At 61.6% G+C, this 19736-nt stretch carries 18 protein-coding genes and 8 pseudogenes; 9 read left to right on the top strand and 17 right to left on the bottom strand.

The window, feature by feature from the left end; all coding sequences use genetic code 11:
* Positions 1 to 73 precede the first annotated feature (73 nt).
* The 3 genes and pseudogenes from N2603_RS36390 to N2603_RS36380 form a co-directional block, all read left to right on the top strand.
* Positions 74 to 266: pseudogene (locus tag N2603_RS36390) on the top strand (hypothetical protein); the annotation flags it as partial.
* A gap of 185 nt (positions 267 to 451) precedes the next feature.
* A complete protein-coding gene (locus N2603_RS45010) occupies positions 452 to 784 on the top strand; it encodes a hypothetical protein (protein ID WP_425248940.1) in 333 nt (110 codons plus the stop codon).
* A 522-nt stretch (positions 785 to 1306) separates the two neighbouring features.
* On the top strand, positions 1307 to 3220 hold the full coding sequence (locus N2603_RS36380) for a diguanylate cyclase (protein ID WP_260385926.1): 1914 nt from the start codon (positions 1307 to 1309) through the stop codon (positions 3218 to 3220).
* 92 nt (positions 3221 to 3312) lie between these two features.
* Here N2603_RS36380 and N2603_RS36375 read toward each other — a convergent pair whose 3' ends face one another.
* The 7 genes and pseudogenes from N2603_RS36375 to N2603_RS36350 form a co-directional block, all read right to left on the bottom strand.
* Entirely contained in the window at positions 3313 to 4086 is a 774-nt protein-coding gene (locus N2603_RS36375; RefSeq protein WP_260385925.1) for an outer membrane protein, read from the bottom strand.
* Positions 4087 to 4653: 567 nt separating this feature from the next.
* Positions 4654 to 4908: a tetratricopeptide repeat protein gene (locus N2603_RS45185; RefSeq protein WP_341850460.1), complete on the bottom strand. Its 255-nt coding sequence runs from the start codon at positions 4906 to 4908 to the stop codon at positions 4654 to 4656.
* Between the two features lie 335 nt (positions 4909 to 5243).
* The gene (locus N2603_RS36365) at positions 5244 to 5723 is read right to left on the bottom strand and encodes a DUF2269 family protein (protein WP_260424339.1); all 480 of its coding nucleotides are present in this window, start codon (positions 5721 to 5723) and stop codon (positions 5244 to 5246) included.
* Positions 5723 to 6115 (bottom strand): DoxX-like family protein, encoded by a 393-nt coding sequence (locus tag N2603_RS36360; protein WP_260424338.1) that lies wholly within the window; start codon positions 6113 to 6115, stop codon positions 5723 to 5725. The genes N2603_RS36365 and N2603_RS36360 overlap by 1 nt, the downstream gene beginning before the upstream one ends.
* A 166-nt stretch (positions 6116 to 6281) precedes the next feature.
* Positions 6282 to 6470 (bottom strand): annotated as a pseudogene (locus tag N2603_RS36355) (NAD(P)H-binding protein); the annotation flags it as partial.
* Positions 6471 to 6580: 110 nt separating this feature from the next.
* Positions 6581 to 6649 (bottom strand): annotated as a pseudogene (locus tag N2603_RS44890) (hypothetical protein); the annotation flags it as partial.
* Between the two features lie 3 nt (positions 6650 to 6652).
* Positions 6653 to 7210 carry a diguanylate cyclase gene (locus N2603_RS36350; RefSeq protein ID WP_260385924.1) on the bottom strand — a complete coding sequence of 186 codons (558 nt, stop codon included), beginning with the start codon at positions 7208 to 7210 and terminating at the stop codon, positions 6653 to 6655.
* Between the two features lie 218 nt (positions 7211 to 7428).
* Between N2603_RS36350 and N2603_RS36345 the strand changes: the two are divergent.
* The 3 genes and pseudogenes from N2603_RS36345 (at position 7429) to N2603_RS36335 (ending at position 8851) form a co-directional block, all read left to right on the top strand.
* Positions 7429 to 8080: pseudogene (locus N2603_RS36345) on the top strand (Ku protein).
* A gap of 17 nt (positions 8081 to 8097) precedes the next feature.
* A complete protein-coding gene (locus tag N2603_RS36340; protein WP_260385923.1) occupies positions 8098 to 8331 on the top strand; it encodes a hypothetical protein in 234 nt (77 codons plus the stop codon).
* Positions 8332 to 8635: 304 nt separating this feature from the next.
* Complete coding sequence (locus tag N2603_RS36335; RefSeq protein WP_260385922.1) at positions 8636 to 8851, top strand: hypothetical protein; 216 nt, start codon at positions 8636 to 8638, stop codon at positions 8849 to 8851.
* A gap of 75 nt (positions 8852 to 8926) precedes the next feature.
* Here N2603_RS36335 and N2603_RS36330 read toward each other — a convergent pair whose 3' ends face one another.
* The 4 genes and pseudogenes from N2603_RS36330 to N2603_RS36315 all read right to left on the bottom strand — a co-directional run.
* Positions 8927 to 9256 carry a hypothetical protein gene (locus N2603_RS36330; protein ID WP_260385921.1) on the bottom strand — a complete coding sequence of 110 codons (330 nt, stop codon included), beginning with the start codon at positions 9254 to 9256 and terminating at the stop codon, positions 8927 to 8929.
* Positions 9257 to 9327: 71 nt separating this feature from the next.
* Positions 9328 to 9820: pseudogene (locus N2603_RS36325) on the bottom strand (Hsp20/alpha crystallin family protein).
* Positions 9821 to 9911: 91 nt separating this feature from the next.
* Positions 9912 to 10370 (bottom strand): Hsp20 family protein, encoded by a 459-nt coding sequence (locus N2603_RS36320; RefSeq protein WP_260385920.1) that lies wholly within the window; start codon positions 10368 to 10370, stop codon positions 9912 to 9914.
* Between the two features lie 562 nt (positions 10371 to 10932).
* Positions 10933 to 11077 (bottom strand): annotated as a pseudogene (locus tag N2603_RS36315) (tyrosine-type recombinase/integrase); the annotation flags it as partial.
* Positions 11078 to 11505: 428 nt separating this feature from the next.
* Between N2603_RS36315 and N2603_RS36310 the strand changes: the two are divergent.
* Positions 11506 to 11949: a hypothetical protein gene (locus tag N2603_RS36310; protein WP_260385919.1), complete on the top strand. Its 444-nt coding sequence runs from the start codon at positions 11506 to 11508 to the stop codon at positions 11947 to 11949.
* Between the two features lie 467 nt (positions 11950 to 12416).
* On the opposite strand, the gene groL is transcribed toward N2603_RS36310, so the two are convergent.
* Positions 12417 to 14057, bottom strand: a complete 1641-nt coding sequence (groL, locus tag N2603_RS36305) for a chaperonin GroEL (RefSeq protein WP_260385918.1) — start codon at positions 14055 to 14057, stop codon at positions 12417 to 12419.
* A gap of 85 nt (positions 14058 to 14142) precedes the next feature.
* Positions 14143 to 14349: pseudogene (locus N2603_RS36300) on the bottom strand (co-chaperone GroES); the annotation flags it as partial.
* Between the two features lie 145 nt (positions 14350 to 14494).
* Here N2603_RS36300 and N2603_RS45005 point away from each other — a divergent pair.
* Complete coding sequence (locus N2603_RS45005; protein ID WP_425248939.1) at positions 14495 to 14815, top strand: hypothetical protein; 321 nt, start codon at positions 14495 to 14497, stop codon at positions 14813 to 14815.
* 122 nt (positions 14816 to 14937) lie between these two features.
* On the opposite strand, the gene N2603_RS36295 is transcribed toward N2603_RS45005, so the two are convergent.
* From N2603_RS36295 to N2603_RS36280, 4 genes are all read right to left on the bottom strand, one after another.
* Complete coding sequence (locus N2603_RS36295) at positions 14938 to 15114, bottom strand: hypothetical protein (RefSeq protein ID WP_260385917.1); 177 nt, start codon at positions 15112 to 15114, stop codon at positions 14938 to 14940.
* A gap of 678 nt (positions 15115 to 15792) precedes the next feature.
* The gene (locus N2603_RS36290; protein WP_260385916.1) at positions 15793 to 15984 is read right to left on the bottom strand and encodes a hypothetical protein; all 192 of its coding nucleotides are present in this window, start codon (positions 15982 to 15984) and stop codon (positions 15793 to 15795) included.
* Between the two features lie 843 nt (positions 15985 to 16827).
* Entirely contained in the window at positions 16828 to 17028 is a 201-nt protein-coding gene (locus N2603_RS36285) for a hypothetical protein (RefSeq protein ID WP_260385915.1), read from the bottom strand.
* Positions 17029 to 17033: 5 nt separating this feature from the next.
* Positions 17034 to 17321: a hypothetical protein gene (locus tag N2603_RS36280; protein ID WP_260385914.1), complete on the bottom strand. Its 288-nt coding sequence runs from the start codon at positions 17319 to 17321 to the stop codon at positions 17034 to 17036.
* Positions 17322 to 18115: 794 nt separating this feature from the next.
* On the opposite strand from N2603_RS36280, the pseudogene N2603_RS36275 reads away from it, so the two are divergent.
* A pseudogene (locus tag N2603_RS36275) lies at positions 18116 to 19449 on the top strand (transposase).
* Positions 19450 to 19736: the final 287 nt, after the last annotated feature.

Below are 19736 nucleotides of genomic sequence, written 5' to 3'. Positions count from 1 at the left end.
CACAAGCGATCTCTTGACGTGAGCCTCGCCGGCCATCGAAGATAGGCGCTCGGTGATGTTGTGGGGTGGCGTCATGGAAGAGTTCTACAGCGGCTTCGCGCAGCGGGCGCGCGACCTGGCGGAGAAGGCCGATCCGTTCACACGCAGAAGGCTGCTTGAGTTAGCCAAGAGGTACGACGCCAAGAGCAAACCCACCGGCAGCGCCCGGCCGCTGCCGCCATCGCGCACCAGCGCCCTCTAGCCTTTTCTCCGGCGCCGGAGAATCGAGAGGAAACGTGGGCCCGCAGAGGTCAAGGGCGACGTCTGCGGTGGCACCGGGCATCAGCCGGCGCACAGAGGACGCCCCCTGATCCGTGAGTTCGTCGTCGAAGCGCTGCGCGGCTATCGCGGCTATCACGTGATCCAGGCAAGCACCGGCGAGGAGGCGCTGGACTAGCGCCACGTCGCGGACGTGCTGGTCATCGACGTCAAGCTGCCCGGAACGTCGACGGTTGGCAGATCTCGGAGCGCTGCCGCGGCGGCGAAAGGCGGATGCCGCCCAACTAGGAAGATCCGTCGGCATCAAACCCGAGCCGCCGCATCACTTACGATCGGGCTCCTTGGCCGTGATGAGCTGCGCCGCCAGGCAGACGTCTTCATCGAACTAGCGGAGCTGCAGGCCAACGTCAGTCGCGACCCTTTCGAGCGACAAGCGGCACGCGAACGCGGCGAGGCGCGTGGGCAATACGCTCAGCGCCAGACCTTGCCAAGACCGCGCACCGACAATGACGAATTCGATCGTTGAATGTCGCATCAGCGTCGTGGAGGCTCCGGCTGTCTGGCCGGCTCCCGGACCCGAGAAGGAACGCGAGGCCGAGTGATGTCCGGTTCGCGAACTTGCGCGGTATGAGCATCGCCGTCATGGAGACGCAGTTTCCTCAAGATCGACTCGAGCGATTGCGAGCTATGGTCCATGGCATCTCTCATTTTAAGGACGGGCGCAGGCTGGAGGCGACCCCACCCGCACGCCCGTCCTTACAGACCGTCTGGGAGCGGTCTCTGCCGAGGGTGACGCCGCATCATTAACGGGCGAATAAAGCTTGCTCCCGGACGACTACGGGAAAAGCACGCAGCACCGCCGACCAGCGCGCGACGCGAGGCCGTTCGACCGAGGTCTGAGTCCCGGTTAACGGACGGTCACCGTAAAGCATAAAATCCTGGACACCGCGACGAAACAGCGCTTACCCGAACACCGCATCCTGCCGACGATAGCAACCCGCCATTAAGACCCGAGTGGGACCCTGTGCTAAAAGGAGCCACACGTCCGATGCCAAGCACCCGCCGCGAGGTCGAGAAGGCCCGCTTCCCCTTGTGGGCGGCGGCTTTCGTGGCCTTGGCTTGCGTCGCCATTCTGGCGCTGAGTGGATGGCGCGAGTGGGAGTCCCGCCAGGTCGAGCTGCGCAACGCCGAAGTCGACATGGCCAACTTGGCCCAGTCGTTGACGCAGCATGCCGAGGATACCTTCGAACTCGCCGACACCATCCTCGCTGGCATGGTCGACCGGATGGAGGTCGGCGGAACGAGCCCGGCAGCCGTCGCGAAGATCCAGAGCTTCCTGCAAGCCCGCAAGTACAACAGACAACGCATCCGTGGCATCTTCGTCTACGACGAAGCCGGCCGCTGGCTCGCCACCACCGAAGACGGCGACTTCGCCAGCTTCAACAACAGCGATCGCGACTACTTCCAGCGCCACCGCGCCTCGACCGACCGCGGAACGCTGATAGGTCGGCCGGTGAAGAGCCGGTCCGGCGGACAGTGGATTGTCACCGCGTCCCGTCGATTCAACCACGCCGACGGCAGCTTCGCCGGCGTGGTGCTGACCAGCGTCGATGTCGCCTATTTCACGCAGTTCTACCGGCGCTTCGACATCGGGCCCAACGGCGCGGTCTCGCTGCTCACGGCCGACGGCATCATGCTCGCCAGGAGTCGCGACGACGAAGCGGCCTACGTCGGACGCGACATGTCGGGCTCACCGCTATTCCGCACCATGGGCCAGCGGCCGGACGCCGGCGCCTACTACTTCAAGTCTCCGCTGGACGGGCAGGAGCGACTGAGCTTCTACCAGAAAAGCGGCCGGTATCCGATCGTCGTCTTGGCGACGAAAGCGCAGAGCGATGTCCTCGCCCCGTGGCGCCAACAGGCCGTCACGCGCTTCGGCATCGTCGCCGGTCTGACCCTGTCGATCGCGCTGATCGGCTTCTTCCTGGTGCGTTATCTCGCGAAGGGGCAGCGCATGGCGGCCGCGCTGGTCGCCAAGGAGGGCGATTTCCGCCTGATCGCCGAACAGTGCAGCGACGTGGTGATGCGCGTCGGGCTGGACGAGCGCATCCTCTACGCCTCCCCCTCTTGCGCCCGCATCCTCGGTTGGGATCCGGCAAGGCTGCTCGGGACCTCGGCTCTCGCCGGCGTCAATCCGGAGGACCGGCCGCGTGTCGAGCAGGTCGTGGCGGCGTTGAAGGGCGGAGAGGCCGAAGAGGCGCGCATCATCTATCGCGCCAATCACCGCCAGAAGAAGGAGATCTGGGTCGAGACGGCGCTGCGGGTTACCCGGTCGTCGGAAACCCATGAGATCGATGGCGTGGTGGCGATCTCGCGCGACATGACCGAGCAGAAGGACCTGCAGGACAAGCTCGCCGCGCTCGCCACGTCCGACGGACTGACCGGGATCGCCAATCGGCGGCATTTCGACGAGCGGCTGACGGAAGAATGGGCGCGGGCCAAGCGCGACGGCACCCCGCTATCGCTGCTGCTGGTGGACGTCGACCACTTCAAGAAGTTTAACGACCAGTACGGGCACCAGGCCGGCGACGCCTGCCTGCGGGCGCTGGCGCGGATCCTCTCTACGCAGATCCGGCGTCCGGCCGATCTCGCCGCCCGCTACGGCGGCGAGGAGTTCGCGCTGCTGCTGCCCAACACGGACGCGGAAGGTTGTGAGCTCGTCGGCGAGAACGTCCGCGAGGCGCTGCGCGACCTCGGCATGCTGCACGCACTGAACCCGCCCTCCAAGATCGTCACGGTAAGCCTCGGCGGCGCGACCAATATGCCCTTCCAGGGCGCACTGGACTGCGGCTCTCTGGTGGCGGCGGCCGATCGCGCGCTCTATGCCGCCAAGGACAGCGGGCGCGACCGGCTCGTCATGTCCGGACAGGTCGTCGCCTGGCCCGGCGCCAGAAGCGCGTAGTCACTGCATCTAACTCCGCTACGCTTCGATAACGGCGCGATGACGACTTCGCATTCGCGGGTCGTCTTGTGCCTTTTGGGCAAGTTCGACGATTAGTACCTCGCGACGACCGGGCCACCGAAGCGGTAGTTCACGCGAACGATGCCGATGTCGACGTCCTGACCGATCCGGGCGGCGCCGGCAAAAGCGCCCGGCGCAAGGCCAATAACCCCAGTGCCGTAGAAGTTCACATCACGATCACCCATGAACAGATGGTCGTATTCCACGCCGACCGACCAGTTCGGCGCGAAGCCAAATTCGAGACCGGCCCCCACTGCACCGCCCCAGCGGGTTTCGTTCCCATCGACGATGGTCAGCCCGGTCGGAATATCGAACGCACGGTACTTGTCGTTGACGATCGCGGCACCGCCCTTCACGTAGAGCAGCACGTTATTCCAGGCATAGCCAACCTGCCCCGTGAACAGGCCGAACGCATCGATCTTGGTTTCATCCTGAACGCCCGCCATGGCGAGGTTGGCGTTGGATCCCTTGAAATCGGCCCAGTTGCCCTGTGCCTCCACGCCAAACACCCAGTTCGCCGACTGCCAGCGGTAGCCGATCTGACCGCCGGCCGTGCCGCCGGTCGCATCGTGGCACCCCAGGGCAACGGCCGGTACGACGGGCACCCCTCCGACATTGACTTGATCCCAGCATTTGTGGGCGGAACCGGCGCCGCCATTGATGCCGATGTAGAAGCCGCTCCAGTCGTAGATCGGAGCGATCATCGGCGGCGGCGCCTTAGCGTAGGGCCGCGCCGCCAGATCAGCCGCTGACGCGGGAACGGCAAGCGCAATAAACGCAATGGCGGCGAGCGAGAGCTTCTTCATTTTTGATCCACTTCCGAATCATGTGCAGCACCCCCAGGTTTCAACCTAACATTTTCCGCCGAAGATTGTGTCGCGCGGCCGCTACACCGCTGGAGAAACACAATGAGTGCCTCAACCTGACGTTGCTTCCGCGCAGGATCGGTCCCGCTGCGCGGTTGGAACGACATCGTGCTGCGGGTCTACGGCAACATCTCCGAGCACCGCCTCCTCGCGCTGGCCGCCGGCATGACGCACTACAGCCTGCCGGCACTCTTTCCAGCGCTCGCGGCTCTCGTCGCGATCTACGGTCTCTTCTCGGATCCGGGGAGGACCAGGTCTCGGGATTCGTCCCGGGCGGGGCAATCGACATCGCCAGAGATCAGCTCACACACTTCGCATCGAAGGCAATCGCACGCTTGGTCTGACTCTCGTGGTTGGCCCAGCCGTCCTGGGCCCTGGCTATCGGCTATGGTGATCCTGCTGGGCGCAGAGTTCGATGCGCGACACGACCAGGAGCTCCGAGAAGCCCATGGGGATGGCCGACACGGTCGGCGCGGCCGGCGGCGGCTGATAGTCCAGGCAGCGGCCCTAGGCGGCGTTTCGAAGGTGCGTATGCAAAATGGCCGCAGACTTACAGCCTGCGGCCCACGCAGGTTGAAAATCCTGATTATCCTGCAAGGCCATTGCCGCCCACGAGGCTGCCTCGTCGTAGCGACCAAGGAAGATATGGGCGTGCGAGAGCCCAGCTCGCACTCCGCTAATTGAGGGATCGAGCGGGTTAAGGCGGATGGCGCGTGCGAAGCGCTCGATCGCGACCTCCGGCTCGCCTAGCCAGTTTTTCACCCATCCACCCCAGAACCATGCCTCCGCCCAATTGGAATTGAATGCGAACGCGCATCGTGGGACACGGCCTGGAAAAGAGCGACACCTACTATTGCTGCGATCACTGCGCCCAAAAGGAAGGCGTGACCGATCTCCGCGATCGCGTGTAGAATTTGGGCGACCACGGAGATGACACGGGTGCTGCCGTTGCTATCCGACCATGTCGGTTAGCGTATGGCCGAGCTCGGCGTATTTCGCCGCTCCCGAGTGGCACCTCGTAGTGGCACCTCGTATGGCGGGCCGAGCCTCTTTTGGTAGATAGTAAGCAACGTCAATCCTAGCCCAAGGATGCAATGCTAATCCCAGTAAGGAATAGGTGGGCGGGCAATCATCAGCCAAAAGATAACCAACACAGCTGCGAACGCCGGAAATCCGAAGGCAAACCACCAGCGGAATTGACGGTGGTAGCCGGCAGGCAGCTTAGTGTTCGTCTCGACCGCATGGACGGCAAGATCGCGCATCCGCATCTGCATCCACATCACGGGCAACCAGAAAGCGCCTGTCACCCCATAGAGCGCAATGGACGCCGCAATCCATCCATCGCGAAGGGAATAGCCGCTCGACCAGGCAAGCCATATGCCGGTGATCGGCTGAAGGATCACGGCACTTGCCGTAAACAGGAAGTCGGCCAGTACTACTGTCCGCGCAACCCCGGCTATCTCGCGCGGGTCACCGCGCAGATGCGCCACCAGCATGAAGAAGGCGATGCCGGCGCCCGTGCCGAGCAGTACTGCACCACCGATTATATGCACCATCTTTAAGAGGAAATAGAACACTAGCGATCCTCCCGGATCGCCATCGCGACTAGATTGAGTATCAGCACAGGCCAGATCTTCAGCATCGGCCCGAGCGGATCGGCCCACAACCGGGGTACCAGCGTCGTCCCGATCACGACGTAGGTTAGTGAAATGATCAGTGCCGCCCAGAGGCCATAGCGGCTCACGGGCCGCCAAAGGATCGCGAGGCCGATGACGATATCGGCAAGAGCGCCCGCGATAACTGTGAGAGCGGCGAAGTTTTCTTGCAGCCCGCCTTCGCCAGCGTAGCCAGCGGCGAAACAGCGCGACGGCGTCGCTAAATGCCATCTGCCGCGGACCGGCCAGATCAAGCGCGATGCGTGAGGGCGCGCCTGGTTGCAGAAAGAACAGAACCGTTTCGACGAGGTCATCGAGATGTACCGGTTGAATGGCCGCCGTATCGGGCATGACCGGCAGAACCGGTAGTGACGCCAGCCCCCGCAACAGCGCGCTGCCCCCGTATGCGGCCCGGCCGACGACGATAGAAGGCCGCAGCACGACCCAATCGAGGTCACGTGCCATCAAGACAGCTTCGCCTTCCTGCTTGGTTCGAGAAAATTCGCTGGGTGTTTCGCGATTGGTGCCGATTGCGGAGAACAGGATTACGCGGCGGACGCCAGCGCTTTCGCAAGCCTTATAAAGCCCGGCGCTGCCGGCGACATGAACGCCTTGCATGTCCTGTCCCTGCAGGGCGCCCGCGGCATTGATAACGGCATCGACGCCCATAAGTAGGCTCTTCCATGTCGCAGCGTCGGTGGTCCGTGCATATCGAGCGCGACGTGATGGACATCAGGCGATCCCGTTGGATGGCGGGACGCCAACATGCATTCATGCCCTTCGGCGGAGAGCCTGGCGTGGATCGCGGATCCCAGAAGGCCAGTGCCGCCAACGAGAAGGATACGCATCGACTAACCCTTCAGTCGGCGATCGCGATATCGCAAACCGCGGATCAACTCTTCAAGGTACGGCAGCACTTCGAGCAGCGCGGTCAAGGTCAGCATCGTGACAATGTACGCCAGTGGCAGCGGAGATTGCTTCAGCCTCAATGAAAGGTCGGGCGTTCCATAGCCGAACAATGCCGCAAATGCTGGCCAGTGAAGCGCGATGACGAGCAGCACTCCCGTCAAGGGAAGCATCTCGAGAACGCTGTGTATGTGCTGCTCGGTGGGCGACACCTCACGCCTTGCCGACGCGTAGCTAACGTCCCAAATGGCAGTGGCTTCGTGGAGTATGAGAAACACGATCATCACCAGGATCACGCCGGAGGTGATTTCGAGGAACAGCGCGGCCAGGACCGGGACGGCCATCTCGGCAAACTGCGCGATGTGCAGGACAGATTCTTTCCAGCCACTGGTCCTTTCGATATGGGTGGCGCGATGGCAGAGGTAATCGGCAAAGCCGGCGAACAGCCAAAGCGGCAGGACAAAATACATCAATATCGCCCGCAGGACCTCGTTTGGTCCCATGACCAGATCTCCATGCCAAGCGTGCGGAGGAATAAAGCGGGGGTCAATACAATCGTTCCTTGCGACGGAACTGGCGAGCTAACGGGACATCGCGAAATTCGCTGGCTCGCCTAGCCGAACAGGGATGAAATCGCCGTCGCGATGGCACGCAATGTCGGAACTGAGCCACGTTATTCGTCTTGAATCCGAGTAGCCCTCGTTTTCGGAGTACCGCGTAAATGGCCCCGCGCGCCAACTGGAAGGGCTTCCTGAGATTGTCCCTCGTTACCTGTCCGGTCGCGCTCTATCCGGCGACTTCCGAGCGCGAGAAGATCTCGTTCAACCAACTCAATCGCGCCACCGGCCGCCGCATCAAGTACCTGAAAGTCGACGCGGACACGGGTGACGAGGTGCCTAACGAGGACATCGTCAAAGGTACAACAAGGACATCATTGCGCTTGAGCATCTCGACAAGGAGTGGGTCGGCACGTTGCTGCGCTACCCGTACGAAGTTCGCAGCGAGCAGGAGCATTTCAAGGATATCCAGCGGGTGAAGCCGACCAAGGACATGCTCGACCTCGCGAAGCACATCGTCAACCAGAAGTCCGGGCGCTTCGAGCCCGAGAGATCGACCTCATCAACCAGAAGCGGGCCGGCAAGCCGATCACGCCGGAGGGGCGGCTGACCGTGGGCAACGTCGTGGACCTGATGGAGGCGCTGCGGCGGAGCGTCGGCGGCGGCACCAAAGCCACCGCTCCGAAAAAGCCCGCTAAGAAGGCCAGGAAGGCAAGCGGCCGGCCAAAGGGAAATGCTATGCCGATCGCCGGCAAGAAGCTGGCGAAGGATACGGCGGCGAAGAAGCCGTCCGCGGCGCGGCGCAAGTCCGTCTGATGCCAGCGGAGGGTCGCATGGATATGAAAGAAGCGTCGGCGATGACGGAGGCCTCCGGGCTTGTGAGCGATACTGACGGCGTCGAGCTGGTCTCAGGCGAGAGCCCAGCGGCGCGAGCGGTAAGGAGTCCGCCTTCGTCGGATGCCGCACTGCGCTGGGCGGAGCAGCTGCGCGAGGTGACCGTGCGGAATTCGCTGCAGGCTCTGTTGGTGGCGTTTCTGCTCGGCGTCTGGGTCGCGCGCCGGCGCTAGAAAAATCGCTGGGCCTGCGCGCTTCATCGCATTCGACGAAGGTGCATCCCGCCCGATCGGAACCCATTGCCTGCTCAAGGATTTGTTTTTTCGGCCAGCCAGGCTGGCCTTTCGCATTCTCTCTCCATGTCTCGGCGAGGCCGCCCAGGTGAGCGGCCGCCGCCGGAGCGGATCTCCAACGTGAGGTGCGACCATGAAAAAGCGATGCCGGATCCGGCAGACCACATCCCTCCAGGCGCGTTTGGCCGCGGAAGCGGAGCGACTGAGGCGGAAGGCGGCGCGTTTCGGACCGGGAGCGGAGCGGATGGCGTTGCTGGCCAAGGCGCGGCAGATGAAGGAGGCGGCCGAAATGACCGACTTCCTGGCGGCCTCCGGCGGCGACCCTGGTCGGGCATTCTCGGGCGCGCATTCAGGACATCTGCCGCTGACCGATATGTCGACCGCCGCGGTGGCAGCCGCCCGTGAGAGAGCGGTCGGGGCTGATGCTATGCCGTGCTTGCACCGCGCGCGCACCCGGTGAGCACCACGAACGGAACGGCCCACATCGCCGCAGCATGCCCGAGAACAATCATCGTCAGGACGGTCTGGGTGAACGTCATGCCGGCCTCCGGAACGCGGCGGCCCAAGGCCGCCGCAGCCGCATCGGCACGCCGCCGGGTCGCGGCGGATCGTCGTCGTCGCCGTCCAGCCGGCGCAGCGCGGTCAGGATGTCGGCGAGCCGGACGGCGCGACCCATGCCGGGTATTTCGCGCAGCGCAGGGCAGGACTCGACGGCGAACATGTCGGACGCCCATGACGACAGGATGATCCGCTTCTCCGGAGCCGAGAGCTCGATATCGTTCAGGACGTCCTCCGGAGACTTGTAATGCGCCGCCGGGTGGAAGAGGGGATCGAGATTGCCGGTGTTCGTATTGGCGTTGGTCATCGGTTGCCTCCCTTTACGCTCCTTTCTCGGGATGGGGTGGACGGGCGGCGGCCAGTCGCCGCCCGTTACGGTTACTGCTTATTGATCGCGATGCGCTTGACGCCCGCTCGCGGGTTCTCGGACCTCGGTAGGGAGATCGTCAGGACGCCGTCCTTGAACGAGGCCTCGGCCTTGTCCTCCTCGACATCCTCGAGCGCGATCTGCCGCTGGAACGAGCCGTAGTGGCGCTCGGTGAAGTATCTGCCTTCGTCCGTGCGCTCGCTCTTTCTTCTCGCCGCGGATGGTCAGGACGCCGTTCGCGATTTCGATTTGGACGTCGTTATCCGTCATGCCGGGAAGCTCGGCCGAGATCGTCAGCGCCTTGTCGGTCTCGCTGAGTTCGATCTCGGGCCAGCCGAATTGCCCTTCCATGAGCGGCGACAGGCTTGTGCCGCCGAATCCGCGGAAGACATCGTCGAACAGCCGGTTCATTTCGCGATGAAGCGTCATGAACGGATCGTGGGCGCCGCGCGCCGGCGGGAGCTCCTGGTTTCTCGACCAGGGAATGAGATCACGAACTGCCATGGTTTTCTCCTTCATTGCATGGGCCAGGGAACGCGGCCCCGCTTGCGCATGCCGCGTGCCGCGTTCCGCCGTCGAACCTCGATCCCAGCGGTCAGGCCGCCTTCTTCTGCTCGATCTGCGAGGCGGGAGAGCCGCTTCCGATCTGGATCCGGCGCGGCTTGATCGCTTCCGGCACCTCGCGGACGAGATCGATGATCAGCAGTCCGTCCCGGAAAGAGGCCTCCTTCACCTGAACGTAGTCGGCGAGGTTGAACACGCGACGGAACGGGCGCGCGGCGATGCCCTGGTAGAGATACTCGCCGCCCGCCTTCTCGGGCTTGCGGCCCTCGATGGTGAGCGCGTTCTGCTCGGCCGTCACGGCGATGTCGTCGGCGCCGAAGCCGGCGACCGCGAGCGAGATCCGGTAGTGGTCCTCGCTGGTACGTTCGATGCTGTAGGGTGGGTAGTGGTCTTCGCTCGCCTGGCGCAGCGTGCTGTCGACGAGGTCGGCCAGGTGGTCGAAGCCGATGGTAGAGTGCCACAGGGGCGCGAAGTCAAAGCTGGTCCTCATAACCAAGTCCTCCAAAGAGCAAGATGGATACGAAGGAGCGCTGGAGTGGCGTTTTCGGACAGGTCCGAAGACCACCGATCCGGCGCCCGTGCCGGACCCGTTGAAGGCGCCCGGCCGCTCTCGCGGCGAAAAATGACTTAGAAAAATGAGAAGCCGTTTCAAGAGGGGCATGCAAAGGGAATTTCGAGAATGCGTTGCCCAAGCGGCTCAGTTCACCGCCCTCCACCGCTGCCCAGAGGAACGCCGCGATGTAACTTTTCGTTGCGGTATCGCTCTCGACCACCTTGATGCGCTTGCGCGGCTGGAGGCCGGAAAAATAGGACGCCGCCGCGGCGGAACGCACGGGATGACGGCATTGCAAAAAGGCGATCAGTGGAGAATGCGATGCCCGCCGACGGCACAATTGCTGCTCGTCACAATAGACGGGGACTTCGGCACATCCCGTTGAGCAGCTCCATAGTTACGCTACATCGATCACATGGTGGGGGAAGAGGTTTGACTGATCTTGGCCCTGAACTGCCCTTCTAAAAGGGGCGGAGTTGGTCCGCTCCGCCCAGGTAGATCAGACGTCAACTTGTTCTGCTATTGCGAGCGCGTCGTCGACATCGATGCCGAGGTATCTAACGGTGCTCTCGATTTTTCGTGTGACCCAATAAGAGCTGCACGGCTCGCAGGTTGCCGATGCGCCGGTAGATCAGGGTCGCCCTTTGTACCATCAGGCGGCGCTCTTGGCCCACTCGGACATCGAAGCCATTTGTTTTAGCCGGATTGTTTGTGCGACATCCTGGCCAACATGAATGTCTTTTGGGTGGGCGTGGGATCCTGTAATCTCCCTCAAAGCTGCTTTTCGAGACAGGGCGTGCCGACGTCTCCGTTCGAAGCGAATTGCAGCGGGGAATGCCATCGGCGGGCATCGCACTCTCTAAAACCGACAAATCCTTTTTCGTCGGTCTCTTCGTGGGCATCCGCAATGCGCGCGGGCGTGGGAGAGCGCATGATTGTGCGCGCAACGCCTCTAGTCCGACCTTAGCACGTAGTCTGGCAGTTGTGACTTTGGATCGGCGGTCAGTCGTCCAACTCGCAGTTCAATCAAAGTCGTTCTTTTTGAGTCGCAAACCCAAGAGGAGACTCCAAGATGCGTAAAATCCTTTTTGCGTCGATGTTCGCCGCCGGTTTGGTATTGCCGGCATCGGCTGAGGACGCGGGCACGATCAAAATCCACAGCGGGTGGAAATTGATCCAAGAACGCGTAGACAAAGGAGTTGCCTACGGGACCCTGTGGGGGATCACCTTCAACGACGCTGGTAGCGGCCCTCTGCACATGGCACCTGCTTCAGGGACGTATAGTCTTACACAAGAGACCGGTAAGGGTGAGGGCGAACTCACTTGGGGCACCGGCGATGACCAACTAAAGGGGCCGTTTACCATCACGGTTACTGACGGTAAGGCAAAAGGCGAGAATACCGTCAAGGGGACTGGAAAACTTTCCGGAATAACCGGCGGCCCATTTGAGTGTGCTTTTGTGGGCAAGCCCGAAGATCAGCAGGCGTGGTGTACGGAGGTGTTTAATCGGAAGTAGGCGGCACGATCTTCTCAATCTTCGGTAAGCGCCGGTCCTCACCATGCCTGCCGGTCCGGTCGCCGCCGCTGACCCGGCTGTTAATTGATGCGGTGCATGAGTCGGGATATGGCCCATCAGCGAAGTCACGGCTCGTGTCGTGGAGGTCCGGCTTTTGAGGCAGAGCGGACCAGATTTGCTTAGGCTGAGTTCTTCGCAGTTTGACCCGAAGCCGACCTGTTCCTCCAATTTTGGCAATTGGCTTGGTGTCTAGTTGACCTTGGCTGGCCTACGATAGGCGGCAGTTTGCAGCGAGACTCACCGATGCCAGTGACATCGATACTATTTGTCGCGATGATCGCGTTCGAGAACTCTCGTGTTCTTGCTCCTCGGCCAGCGATCTCGTCGAGACAACACGTAGTTAAGGCAGAAAGGCCGGGTAGCGAAACCGAGCCTTTCTTGTACTTTCGAGCGCTCAATGGTCGGGATTAGAAGTCCATACCACCCATGCCACCGCCCGGGGGCATCGCGGGGCCGGCAGCGGCCCTCTTCGGCAGCTCGGCGACCATGGCTTCGGTGGTGATCAAGAGTGCCGCCACGGAGGAGGCGTTCTGGATCGCCACGCGCACGACCTTGGTCGGGTCGATGATACCCTTGGAGACCAGGTTGCCGTATTCGCCGGTCTGCGCGTCGAAGCCGTAGCCGTACTGATCCTTCTCCAGCACCTTTCCGACGATGACGGAGCCGTCCTCACCGGCATTGATTGCGATCTGACGGGCCGGCGCGGACAGCGCTTTGCGCACGATCTCGACGCCCGTCTTCTGGTCGTCGTTTTTGGTGCGGATGCCCTTGAGATGCTCGGAGGCACGGAGCAGGGCGACGCCGCCGCCCGGCAGAATGCCTTCCTCGACAGCGGCGCGGGTCGCATGCATCGCGTCATCAACGCGATCCTTGCGCTCCTTCACCTCTACCTCGGTAGCGCCGCCGACGCGGATCACCGCGACGCCGCCCGCGAGCTTGGCCTGACGCTCCTGCAGCTTCTCACGGTCGTAGTCCGAGGTGGTCTCCTCGATCTGCGCCTTGATCTGCGCGACGCGCGCCTCGATGTCGGTCTTCTTGCCGGCGCCGTTGACGATCGTGGTGTTCTCCTTGTCGATCATCACCTTCTTGGCGCGACCGAGCATGTTGAGCGTGACGTTCTCGAGCTTGATGCCGAGGTCTTCCGAGATCGCCTGACCGCCGGTCAGGATCGCGATGTCCTGCAGCATGGCCTTGCGGCGATCGCCGAAGCCCGGAGCCTTGACCGCCGCGACCTTCAGGCCGCCGCGGAGGCGGTTCACGACCAGGGTCGCGAGCGCCTCGCCTTCGACGTCCTCGGCGATGATCACCAGCGGCTTGCCGGTTTGCACGATGGCTTCCAGCAGCGGCAGCAGTTCGTTCAACGAGGAGAGCTTCTTCTCGTATATCAGGATGTAAGCGTCCTCCATCTCAGCGCGCATCTTGTCGGCGTTGGTGACGAAGTAGGGCGAGATGTAGCCGCGGTCGAACTGCATGCCTTCGACGACGTCGAGCTCGGTCTCGAGCGACTTGGCTTCCTCGACGGTGATGACACCCTCATTGCCGACCTTCTTCATGGCGTCGGCGAGGAACCTGCCGATCTCGGCGTCGCCGTTGGCCGAAATGGTGCCGACCTGGGCGATCTCCTCGTTCGAGGTGACCTTCTTGGTGTTCTTCACGAGGTCCGCAACGACGGCGTCGACCGCGAGGTCGATACCGCGCTTGAGATCCATCGGGTTCATGCCGGCGGCAACCGCCTTGGCGCCTTCGCGCACGATCGCCTGGGCGAGCACGGTGGCGGTGGTGGTGCCGTCGCCGGCCGCGTCAGCGGACTTGGAGGCGACTTCGCGCACCATCTGCGCGCCCATGTTCTCGAACTTGTCCTCGAGCTCGATCTCCTTGGCAACGGCGACGCCGTCCTTGGTGATGCGGGGAGCGCCGAACGACTTGTCGAGGACGACGTTGCGGCCCTTCGGGCCGAGGGTGACCCTCACCGCATTGGCGAGAATGTCGACACCGCGCAGCATGCGGTCGCGAGAGTCTACGCCGAATTTGACGTCTTTGGCTGACATATCTGGATTTCCCTGAGTTAAGTCGCTCTTACCTTTGAGGCGACGCCGGCAGGCGCTCCTCAGTGTGAGCGATGGATTAGGCGGCCTTCCCGAACAGCACGCGGTCGCCGACCTGCACGTCGATCGGGATCAGCTTGCCGTTCTCATCGCGGCCGCCGGGGCCAACGGCGATGACTTCGCCCTCGGAGGGCTTTTCCTTGGCCGTGTCGGGAATAATGATGCCGCCAGCGGACTTCTCCTCAGCTTCGATGTGCTTGACCACGACGCGGTCGTGAAGCGGACGGAATTTCATGTAATCCTCCTTGATCTTTATGAATATTTTTGCGTTGGCAGTCGCAATGAGCGAGTGCTAACCGCCCTCACATATGCCAGTGACACAGGGGCGCAAGAGGTTCGGTCCATGATGTTTGAACGGAGGAGCCGGTAACGATACATTGGTGGGCGGGCCTGCAGGGGATAATTTAATCGGCGGGGCCGGAGCCGACAGGTTTGTCTATTCCAACCGGCACAGCAACGCTGTGAGCTGGTTCGATGGCGATACCGTCAGATCTGAGGGGAACGTTTATCGTCTTGTCGGCTTCAACACGCCAGAAAAGGGTGACTTGGCTCGCTGTGCGAATGAGCGCAAACTGGCGGATGCCGCGACCAGTCGGCTGAAAGCTATTATAGCAACCGGCGACGCGCGCCTAAGCCGCGTCCCTTGCGCTTTGCCCGGCCAAGAAGGCACCAAGCTCTGCAATTATGGACGTCTATGCTGATCGCTTTCGGTTGCCGGGCGCGACGTGGCTCAGCTCATGATCAGCGAGGGACTTGCCAAGCCGTATGTCTGCTATGCGACGGGTTGCCCGCGACGCAGATCGTGGTGCGGACGACGTTCGACCTACTGCGGCTCGTGCTTGTCGGTTATTTCTCGCGCAGCCAACCCAAGCTCCAGCTCTCTAATCTGCTCTATCAGCAGCTCTACGATTTCTTCGTAGTCAGACGGCGCAAGCGAATGCACGCCGCGCAATGTCAGCTGGTTCTGGAGGATCGTCGCCATCATGGCTTTGACGCTCATGGGCCACCGTCTGAAATTGGGTCGTTATGAAATTCAATGTGAAGTAGATGCCAAAGATCGACGATGCGCAACGACCGTAGAATTACGGATACCATTGGCCGCGAAGTTCTCAGTGCTGGGATGCGAGTACCATCTTATGGCGACCTAACCGAAGGTGCGGATGCATCAGCCAGACCCCTCCGCGCGCGTGCAGACGATGTCTACTTCTTCAAGAGTATCCCCATCGTCCGCGCCATTCGCCTCACCGATCCTGCGTAGCGGCCAAGTTCGGCCGCTATCCTCGAGGCGCCCACTCCCTGCCGGGCCAGCCTGAACAATCGTCGGACCTCGTGTTCGGCCCATTGTTTTGGCTTCGGTGTTTTCATGGTGCGGCGCTCAACCGGCCCCAGTTAACCAGGTCGCCTAGTTGCCGCACTTGGGAAATTTACGGGTGGCGCGCTGGCGTAAACCCCGCGGGGCCGGGTGCTGTCCCAACTGGGACACGCACGCGCCCACTCGGGAACGCCCCTTGATCGGCAGGTAAAATCAACTTGCTGCGCATGGCTGGAAGATACCGACGTCAGCTATGAGCTTCGGCTATATGCCCATCCTCGTGAGTGCCTTGTTGCGGGCTCGGCAAATGCATTCTGCTTGCTCGTCGCACGGACAAGAGGCGGCTGGGTCCTGCCAGTTACCTCTTTAGCTGATGATCTCCTTGACCTTGATGCCGCGCAAGGCTTCGGTGCAGTCGGCCACCAAATGCAAGAGTTCTTGCCTCTTTATGTTTTTCACTTGGCGGCCTTCCATATTGGTGAGAATGAATCTCGCCATCTCGTAGGCGACTTCAAACTGCGATTTTCCGGTAGCCTGGACATCGATTTTTTCAGCCATTTCGCTCCCCGCTAGTTGTACTTGGAAAGCCGCAGTCCATGGGTAAACCTATCGGAAAGTGGGTGGCCCAGTCGAGTCCGATGTAAGGAGTGCGGATACCATCGACCGCCTTTGAAGGTCGTGGACGAACGGCCGCGGAAGAGCGAATATGAGCGCTGCTTCGCAAGGGGATCGACCACGCGAGTCGCGTTGGAATTTGCCGTCTGCCTCTGTATCACCGCTTGGCTCCTGCTGGCGCACGTTGGCTGAGAACGTCCTTCCCGGACCGCGGCGGTGGTGCGCTTCACCGGGCCAGCAACTTCTCGCCTCGTTCCCACGCGGCATATTTCCATTCCTGCTCTAGCCGCCACTCCTCGAAATCCGCCCGGGTTCGCTTGGAGACGAACACGGCCCATGGCGCCGAGAACGTGGTGCGTCCGTTCTCGAATCTAAAAGCTCGGGCGTTTCGAGCGTGTGGGCCACCGCATCACCGGCGATCGGAGCCACTGTTCCAGACGTGCATTCGCCGGGACGTGATCCGGGATAGAAGCCGCAGCGCCATTGCCATGGGTCGCTCTCAGTCGGATTGCCGGAGCGGTAGGCCGATGCTGCCGACCTGGACATCGCCGTAAGAGATCAGCCAGCTTTCTTGGCGCGCATCGGGATCGCGGCGGCGGGTGAGAGTGGGCATGCAAGATGAAAGCGCCGGGCGATGCCGCAGGCAAATTATCAATGCATTGGGGACCAGATCGCCGCTGGGCTACTGGGCGTCGTGGGTGTCGCTAGGTCTGCTGTTTGCAGAAGTCCGGACATCGGTCTGCACCTGCCCGACTGGTGCTTTTGGCCCGAAGCCGGCGTAGATGGTCAGCGAGCAAAGACCGCGAAGATGAGCACGCCCAACAACAGAAACGCGACCGCCCAAAACAATATGCCGATGAGGACTTCAACGAACGGATTTGATTTCATGCCCCAAGAGGACAGGACTTTTCGGCCTGTACTTTCGAACACCCCATCAATCAACCCTTCGATCAAAGCGCCAATTATGCGCAGGAGGATTTCGGCCATTGGGGCTAAACAGGGTAGCGCCATTTCAACGCGCGGCGCAGGAAAAGCAAAGCCACAATGATCGCGAGGGCGGCGAGCCAGAGCAAAGCTGGAACGGGCGACTGATTGTGTATGTGGGCAATGTACAACACGAGGCCCAACAGGACAGCAACCAGCGCATTCGATACCCAATACGCGCGCCACCAACAAAAGCCGAAGAATGCAAGAGCGTAGCGCTTAGCGAACGGAACGTACAGAAGGCAGGCTAGGCCCAACGCTATCAGTGCCATAATCAGGTTGAGGCCGAGGAACACGTAGATGCTTGAGGTGCCCCCGACGACAAGGAGTAAGCATAAGAGTAGAACGAATGCTGAAAGGCGACATGCCCGCTAAAGTAGCACGAGGACGCCCTCAGGCGGTAGACCCCCGAGAATTAGGTTTGCAGACCATTAAGGCGCTTCTGCCCATGCCTGACCTGAGCCAAAGCGTCGCGAGGTCTCCTTCCCGTAGGTAAAAGCTTGCGATATGCGCTCAAGGAGGCTGGTCCGTCGGACCAATGACAGTTTCTCCATCGCTTTAAGGTTGAGGCAATCAATGCACGCTATTGGCTCGCCAGCGCCTTCGAGATGGCGGCGGTTGCGCCAGGAATCCCATCGAATGTACTTGCTCATCGCCTGTCTGATTGTGTTGGCCTTGACTGCCTTGGTGGCGTCTCGCAGGGCCAGGCGTCTGCCACGGACCCCTCAGGGGCGGTTTTCAGCGATCTGGCCCGCTCTTTGCGCGGGAACTTTTGCGCTGGGGGGTGCTCGCAATTTGGCGTGCTTAAGACGCGCAGGACGTCGAACCCTCTGTAACAACCTGTCTCCTCATGCTTGTTGTCGCCTTCAATGCTGGCTGGTTTATCGGCGTCATGGGCGAGCGGTCGTGGCATTGAGGATGTCGCAATCAAAGATCGCATCGGACGCGACCGCCGACGAGCGTCCATGACTTTGGCATCGTGAGTCTGGCATCGTGCTGTTGACGTCAGCTTTTGGGCCGATTTTGTTGCAAAAGTCAGTTGAGACGAGCCGGCAAGCGTGATTCCGTTGTGTTGACGCGAATCGCGACGATGGGCCGTCTGAAGAGTGACCAAGGTCAACTGTTCTACGAGTTTCATCTCAGCGACGCGGTTCCCGAAGATCATCTGGTGCGGAAGATCGACACTGCTCTCGATCTGTCTTGGCTTCGCAGCGAACTAGCTCCTCATTATTCGTCCATGGGTCGCCCGTCGATCGATCCGGAACTGATGATCCGGATGCTGATCGTGGGGTATGTCTTCGCGATCTGCTCGGAGCGGCTGCTCTGCCGTGAAGTGCAGGTGAACGTCGCCTATCGGTGGTTCTGTAAGCTCGGTATCGAGGATGCTATCCCGGATCATTCGGCCTTCTCGCGGGCCCGCAATGAGCGCTTCCGCGAGGGACATGTCGTTCGTCGCGTATTCGAACATATCGTCGAGGCGTGCATTGTGGCCGGTCTGGTTGGTGGCGAAGCTTTTGCGGTAGACGCAGCCTGATCCAAGCAGATGCCAACAAGCGGCGCTCGATCGCGGGTCAGGATTGGCGCAGGGATCGCGATCCGGCGAGGTCAAGCCGCGAGGTGAAGGAGTATCTGGCAACCCTCGACGATACGGCGTGGGGTGCGGCCAGTGACGTTGTCCCGAAGTTCATCTCGCTGTCCGATCCCGCGGCCCAGTGGACCGGAGCTCACAAGGGACCAGCGTTCTTCGCTTACTCCGACAATTATCTCATCGACGTGAAGTTCGGCGTCATCGTTGATATTGAGGCGTCCCGCTCCATTCGACAGGCCGAGGTCGGAGCGGCGAGGACAATGATCGAACGAACAGAGGAGCGCTTTGGTCTCAAGCCGGAGCGGCTTGCCGGGGATGCCGCTTACGGGGCTGCTCCGATGCTGAACTGGCTGGTCGAGGAGAAGGGCATCGCGCCACATATCCCCGTGTTCGACAAGTCGAAGCGAGATGACGGTACCTTCTCGCGCAGCGACTTTCGATATGATCCGGCCAGCGACGTCTACCACTGTCCGGGCGGAAAGCGGCTCGGGACGAGCGGTACCGTGCACGAAGGCAAAACGCTTCTGTATCGTGCGAGCAAGCTCGACTGCGACTCATGCCCGCTTAAACCGCAGTGCCGTCCAAAAGAACCATCGCGCAAGATCCCGCGCGACATACATGAGCCCGCCCGGGACGTCGCCCGATCGTTCGCTGGCACCGAGGGGTTCGAGACGTCACGACGTCAGCGCAAGAAGATCGAGATGCGGTTTGCGCACTTGGAGCGCATCCTGAGGCTTGGTCGGCTTCGGCTTCGTGGCCCATGGGGCGCCCAGGACGAGTTTGTTCTGGCTGCCATCGCTCAAAACCTGAGGCGCCTCGCGTCGTTCGTTGCGTGACCACCACCCGCTCATGCTTTGTGCATTGCATAGCGTAGGAGTTGCGTTGAGAGCGTTAGGGGCGGCGGATCAAAGTCGGTCGGCCTTACCGAATGGCCGAAAGACATCCGTCGGTTACAGCCGACTTTTGCAACAAAATCGGGCCCAAAACCGACGTGCCGAAGGCCGGCAATGTCCAGTTTCAGGGGGTAAAGCTGACATGGCGGTCCGGTGCCGGTACCGCGGTTGCTTGAGGGTGAGGGGCCTCGACGCTCCTCACCTCCCTGATTGCGCCTGGCCCGGTATCG

It is taken from the genome of Bradyrhizobium huanghuaihaiense (assembly GCF_025200885.1).
GTDB classification, from domain to species: Bacteria; Pseudomonadota; Alphaproteobacteria; order Rhizobiales; family Xanthobacteraceae; genus Bradyrhizobium; species Bradyrhizobium huanghuaihaiense.
This window is presented reverse-complemented; position numbering and strand designations above follow the sequence as displayed.

What these genes read in the sequence shown, in the direction of transcription:
- N2603_RS36330 (WP_260385921.1), bottom strand. Translation starts at nt 9,256, where the DNA reads ATGACCAACGCCAATACGAACACCGGCAATCTCGATCCCCTCTTCCAC.
- N2603_RS36375 (WP_260385925.1), bottom strand. Translation starts at nt 4,086, where the DNA reads ATGAAGAAGCTCTCGCTCGCCGCCATTGCGTTTATTGCGCTTGCCGTT.
- N2603_RS36295 (WP_260385917.1), bottom strand. Translation starts at nt 15,114, where the DNA reads ATGAGCGTCAAAGCCATGATGGCGACGATCCTCCAGAACCAGCTGACA.
- N2603_RS36340 (WP_260385923.1), top strand. Translation starts at nt 8,098, where the DNA reads ATGGATATGAAAGAAGCGTCGGCGATGACGGAGGCCTCCGGGCTTGTG.
- groL (WP_260385918.1), bottom strand. Translation starts at nt 14,057, where the DNA reads ATGTCAGCCAAAGACGTCAAATTCGGCGTAGACTCTCGCGACCGCATG.
- N2603_RS36290 (WP_260385916.1), bottom strand. Translation starts at nt 15,984, where the DNA reads ATGGCTGAAAAAATCGATGTCCAGGCTACCGGAAAATCGCAGTTTGAA.
- N2603_RS36380 (WP_260385926.1), top strand. Translation starts at nt 1,307, where the DNA reads ATGCCAAGCACCCGCCGCGAGGTCGAGAAGGCCCGCTTCCCCTTGTGG.
- N2603_RS36320 (WP_260385920.1), bottom strand. Translation starts at nt 10,370, where the DNA reads ATGAGGACCAGCTTTGACTTCGCGCCCCTGTGGCACTCTACCATCGGC.
- N2603_RS36350 (WP_260385924.1), bottom strand. Translation starts at nt 7,210, where the DNA reads ATGGGACCAAACGAGGTCCTGCGGGCGATATTGATGTATTTTGTCCTG.
- N2603_RS36360 (WP_260424338.1), bottom strand. Translation starts at nt 6,115, where the DNA reads ATGACCTCGTCGAAACGGTTCTGTTCTTTCTGCAACCAGGCGCGCCCT.
- N2603_RS36285 (WP_260385915.1), bottom strand. Translation starts at nt 17,028, where the DNA reads ATGGCCGAAATCCTCCTGCGCATAATTGGCGCTTTGATCGAAGGGTTG.
- N2603_RS36310 (WP_260385919.1), top strand. Translation starts at nt 11,506, where the DNA reads ATGCGTAAAATCCTTTTTGCGTCGATGTTCGCCGCCGGTTTGGTATTG.
- N2603_RS36335 (WP_260385922.1), top strand. Translation starts at nt 8,636, where the DNA reads ATGGCGTTGCTGGCCAAGGCGCGGCAGATGAAGGAGGCGGCCGAAATG.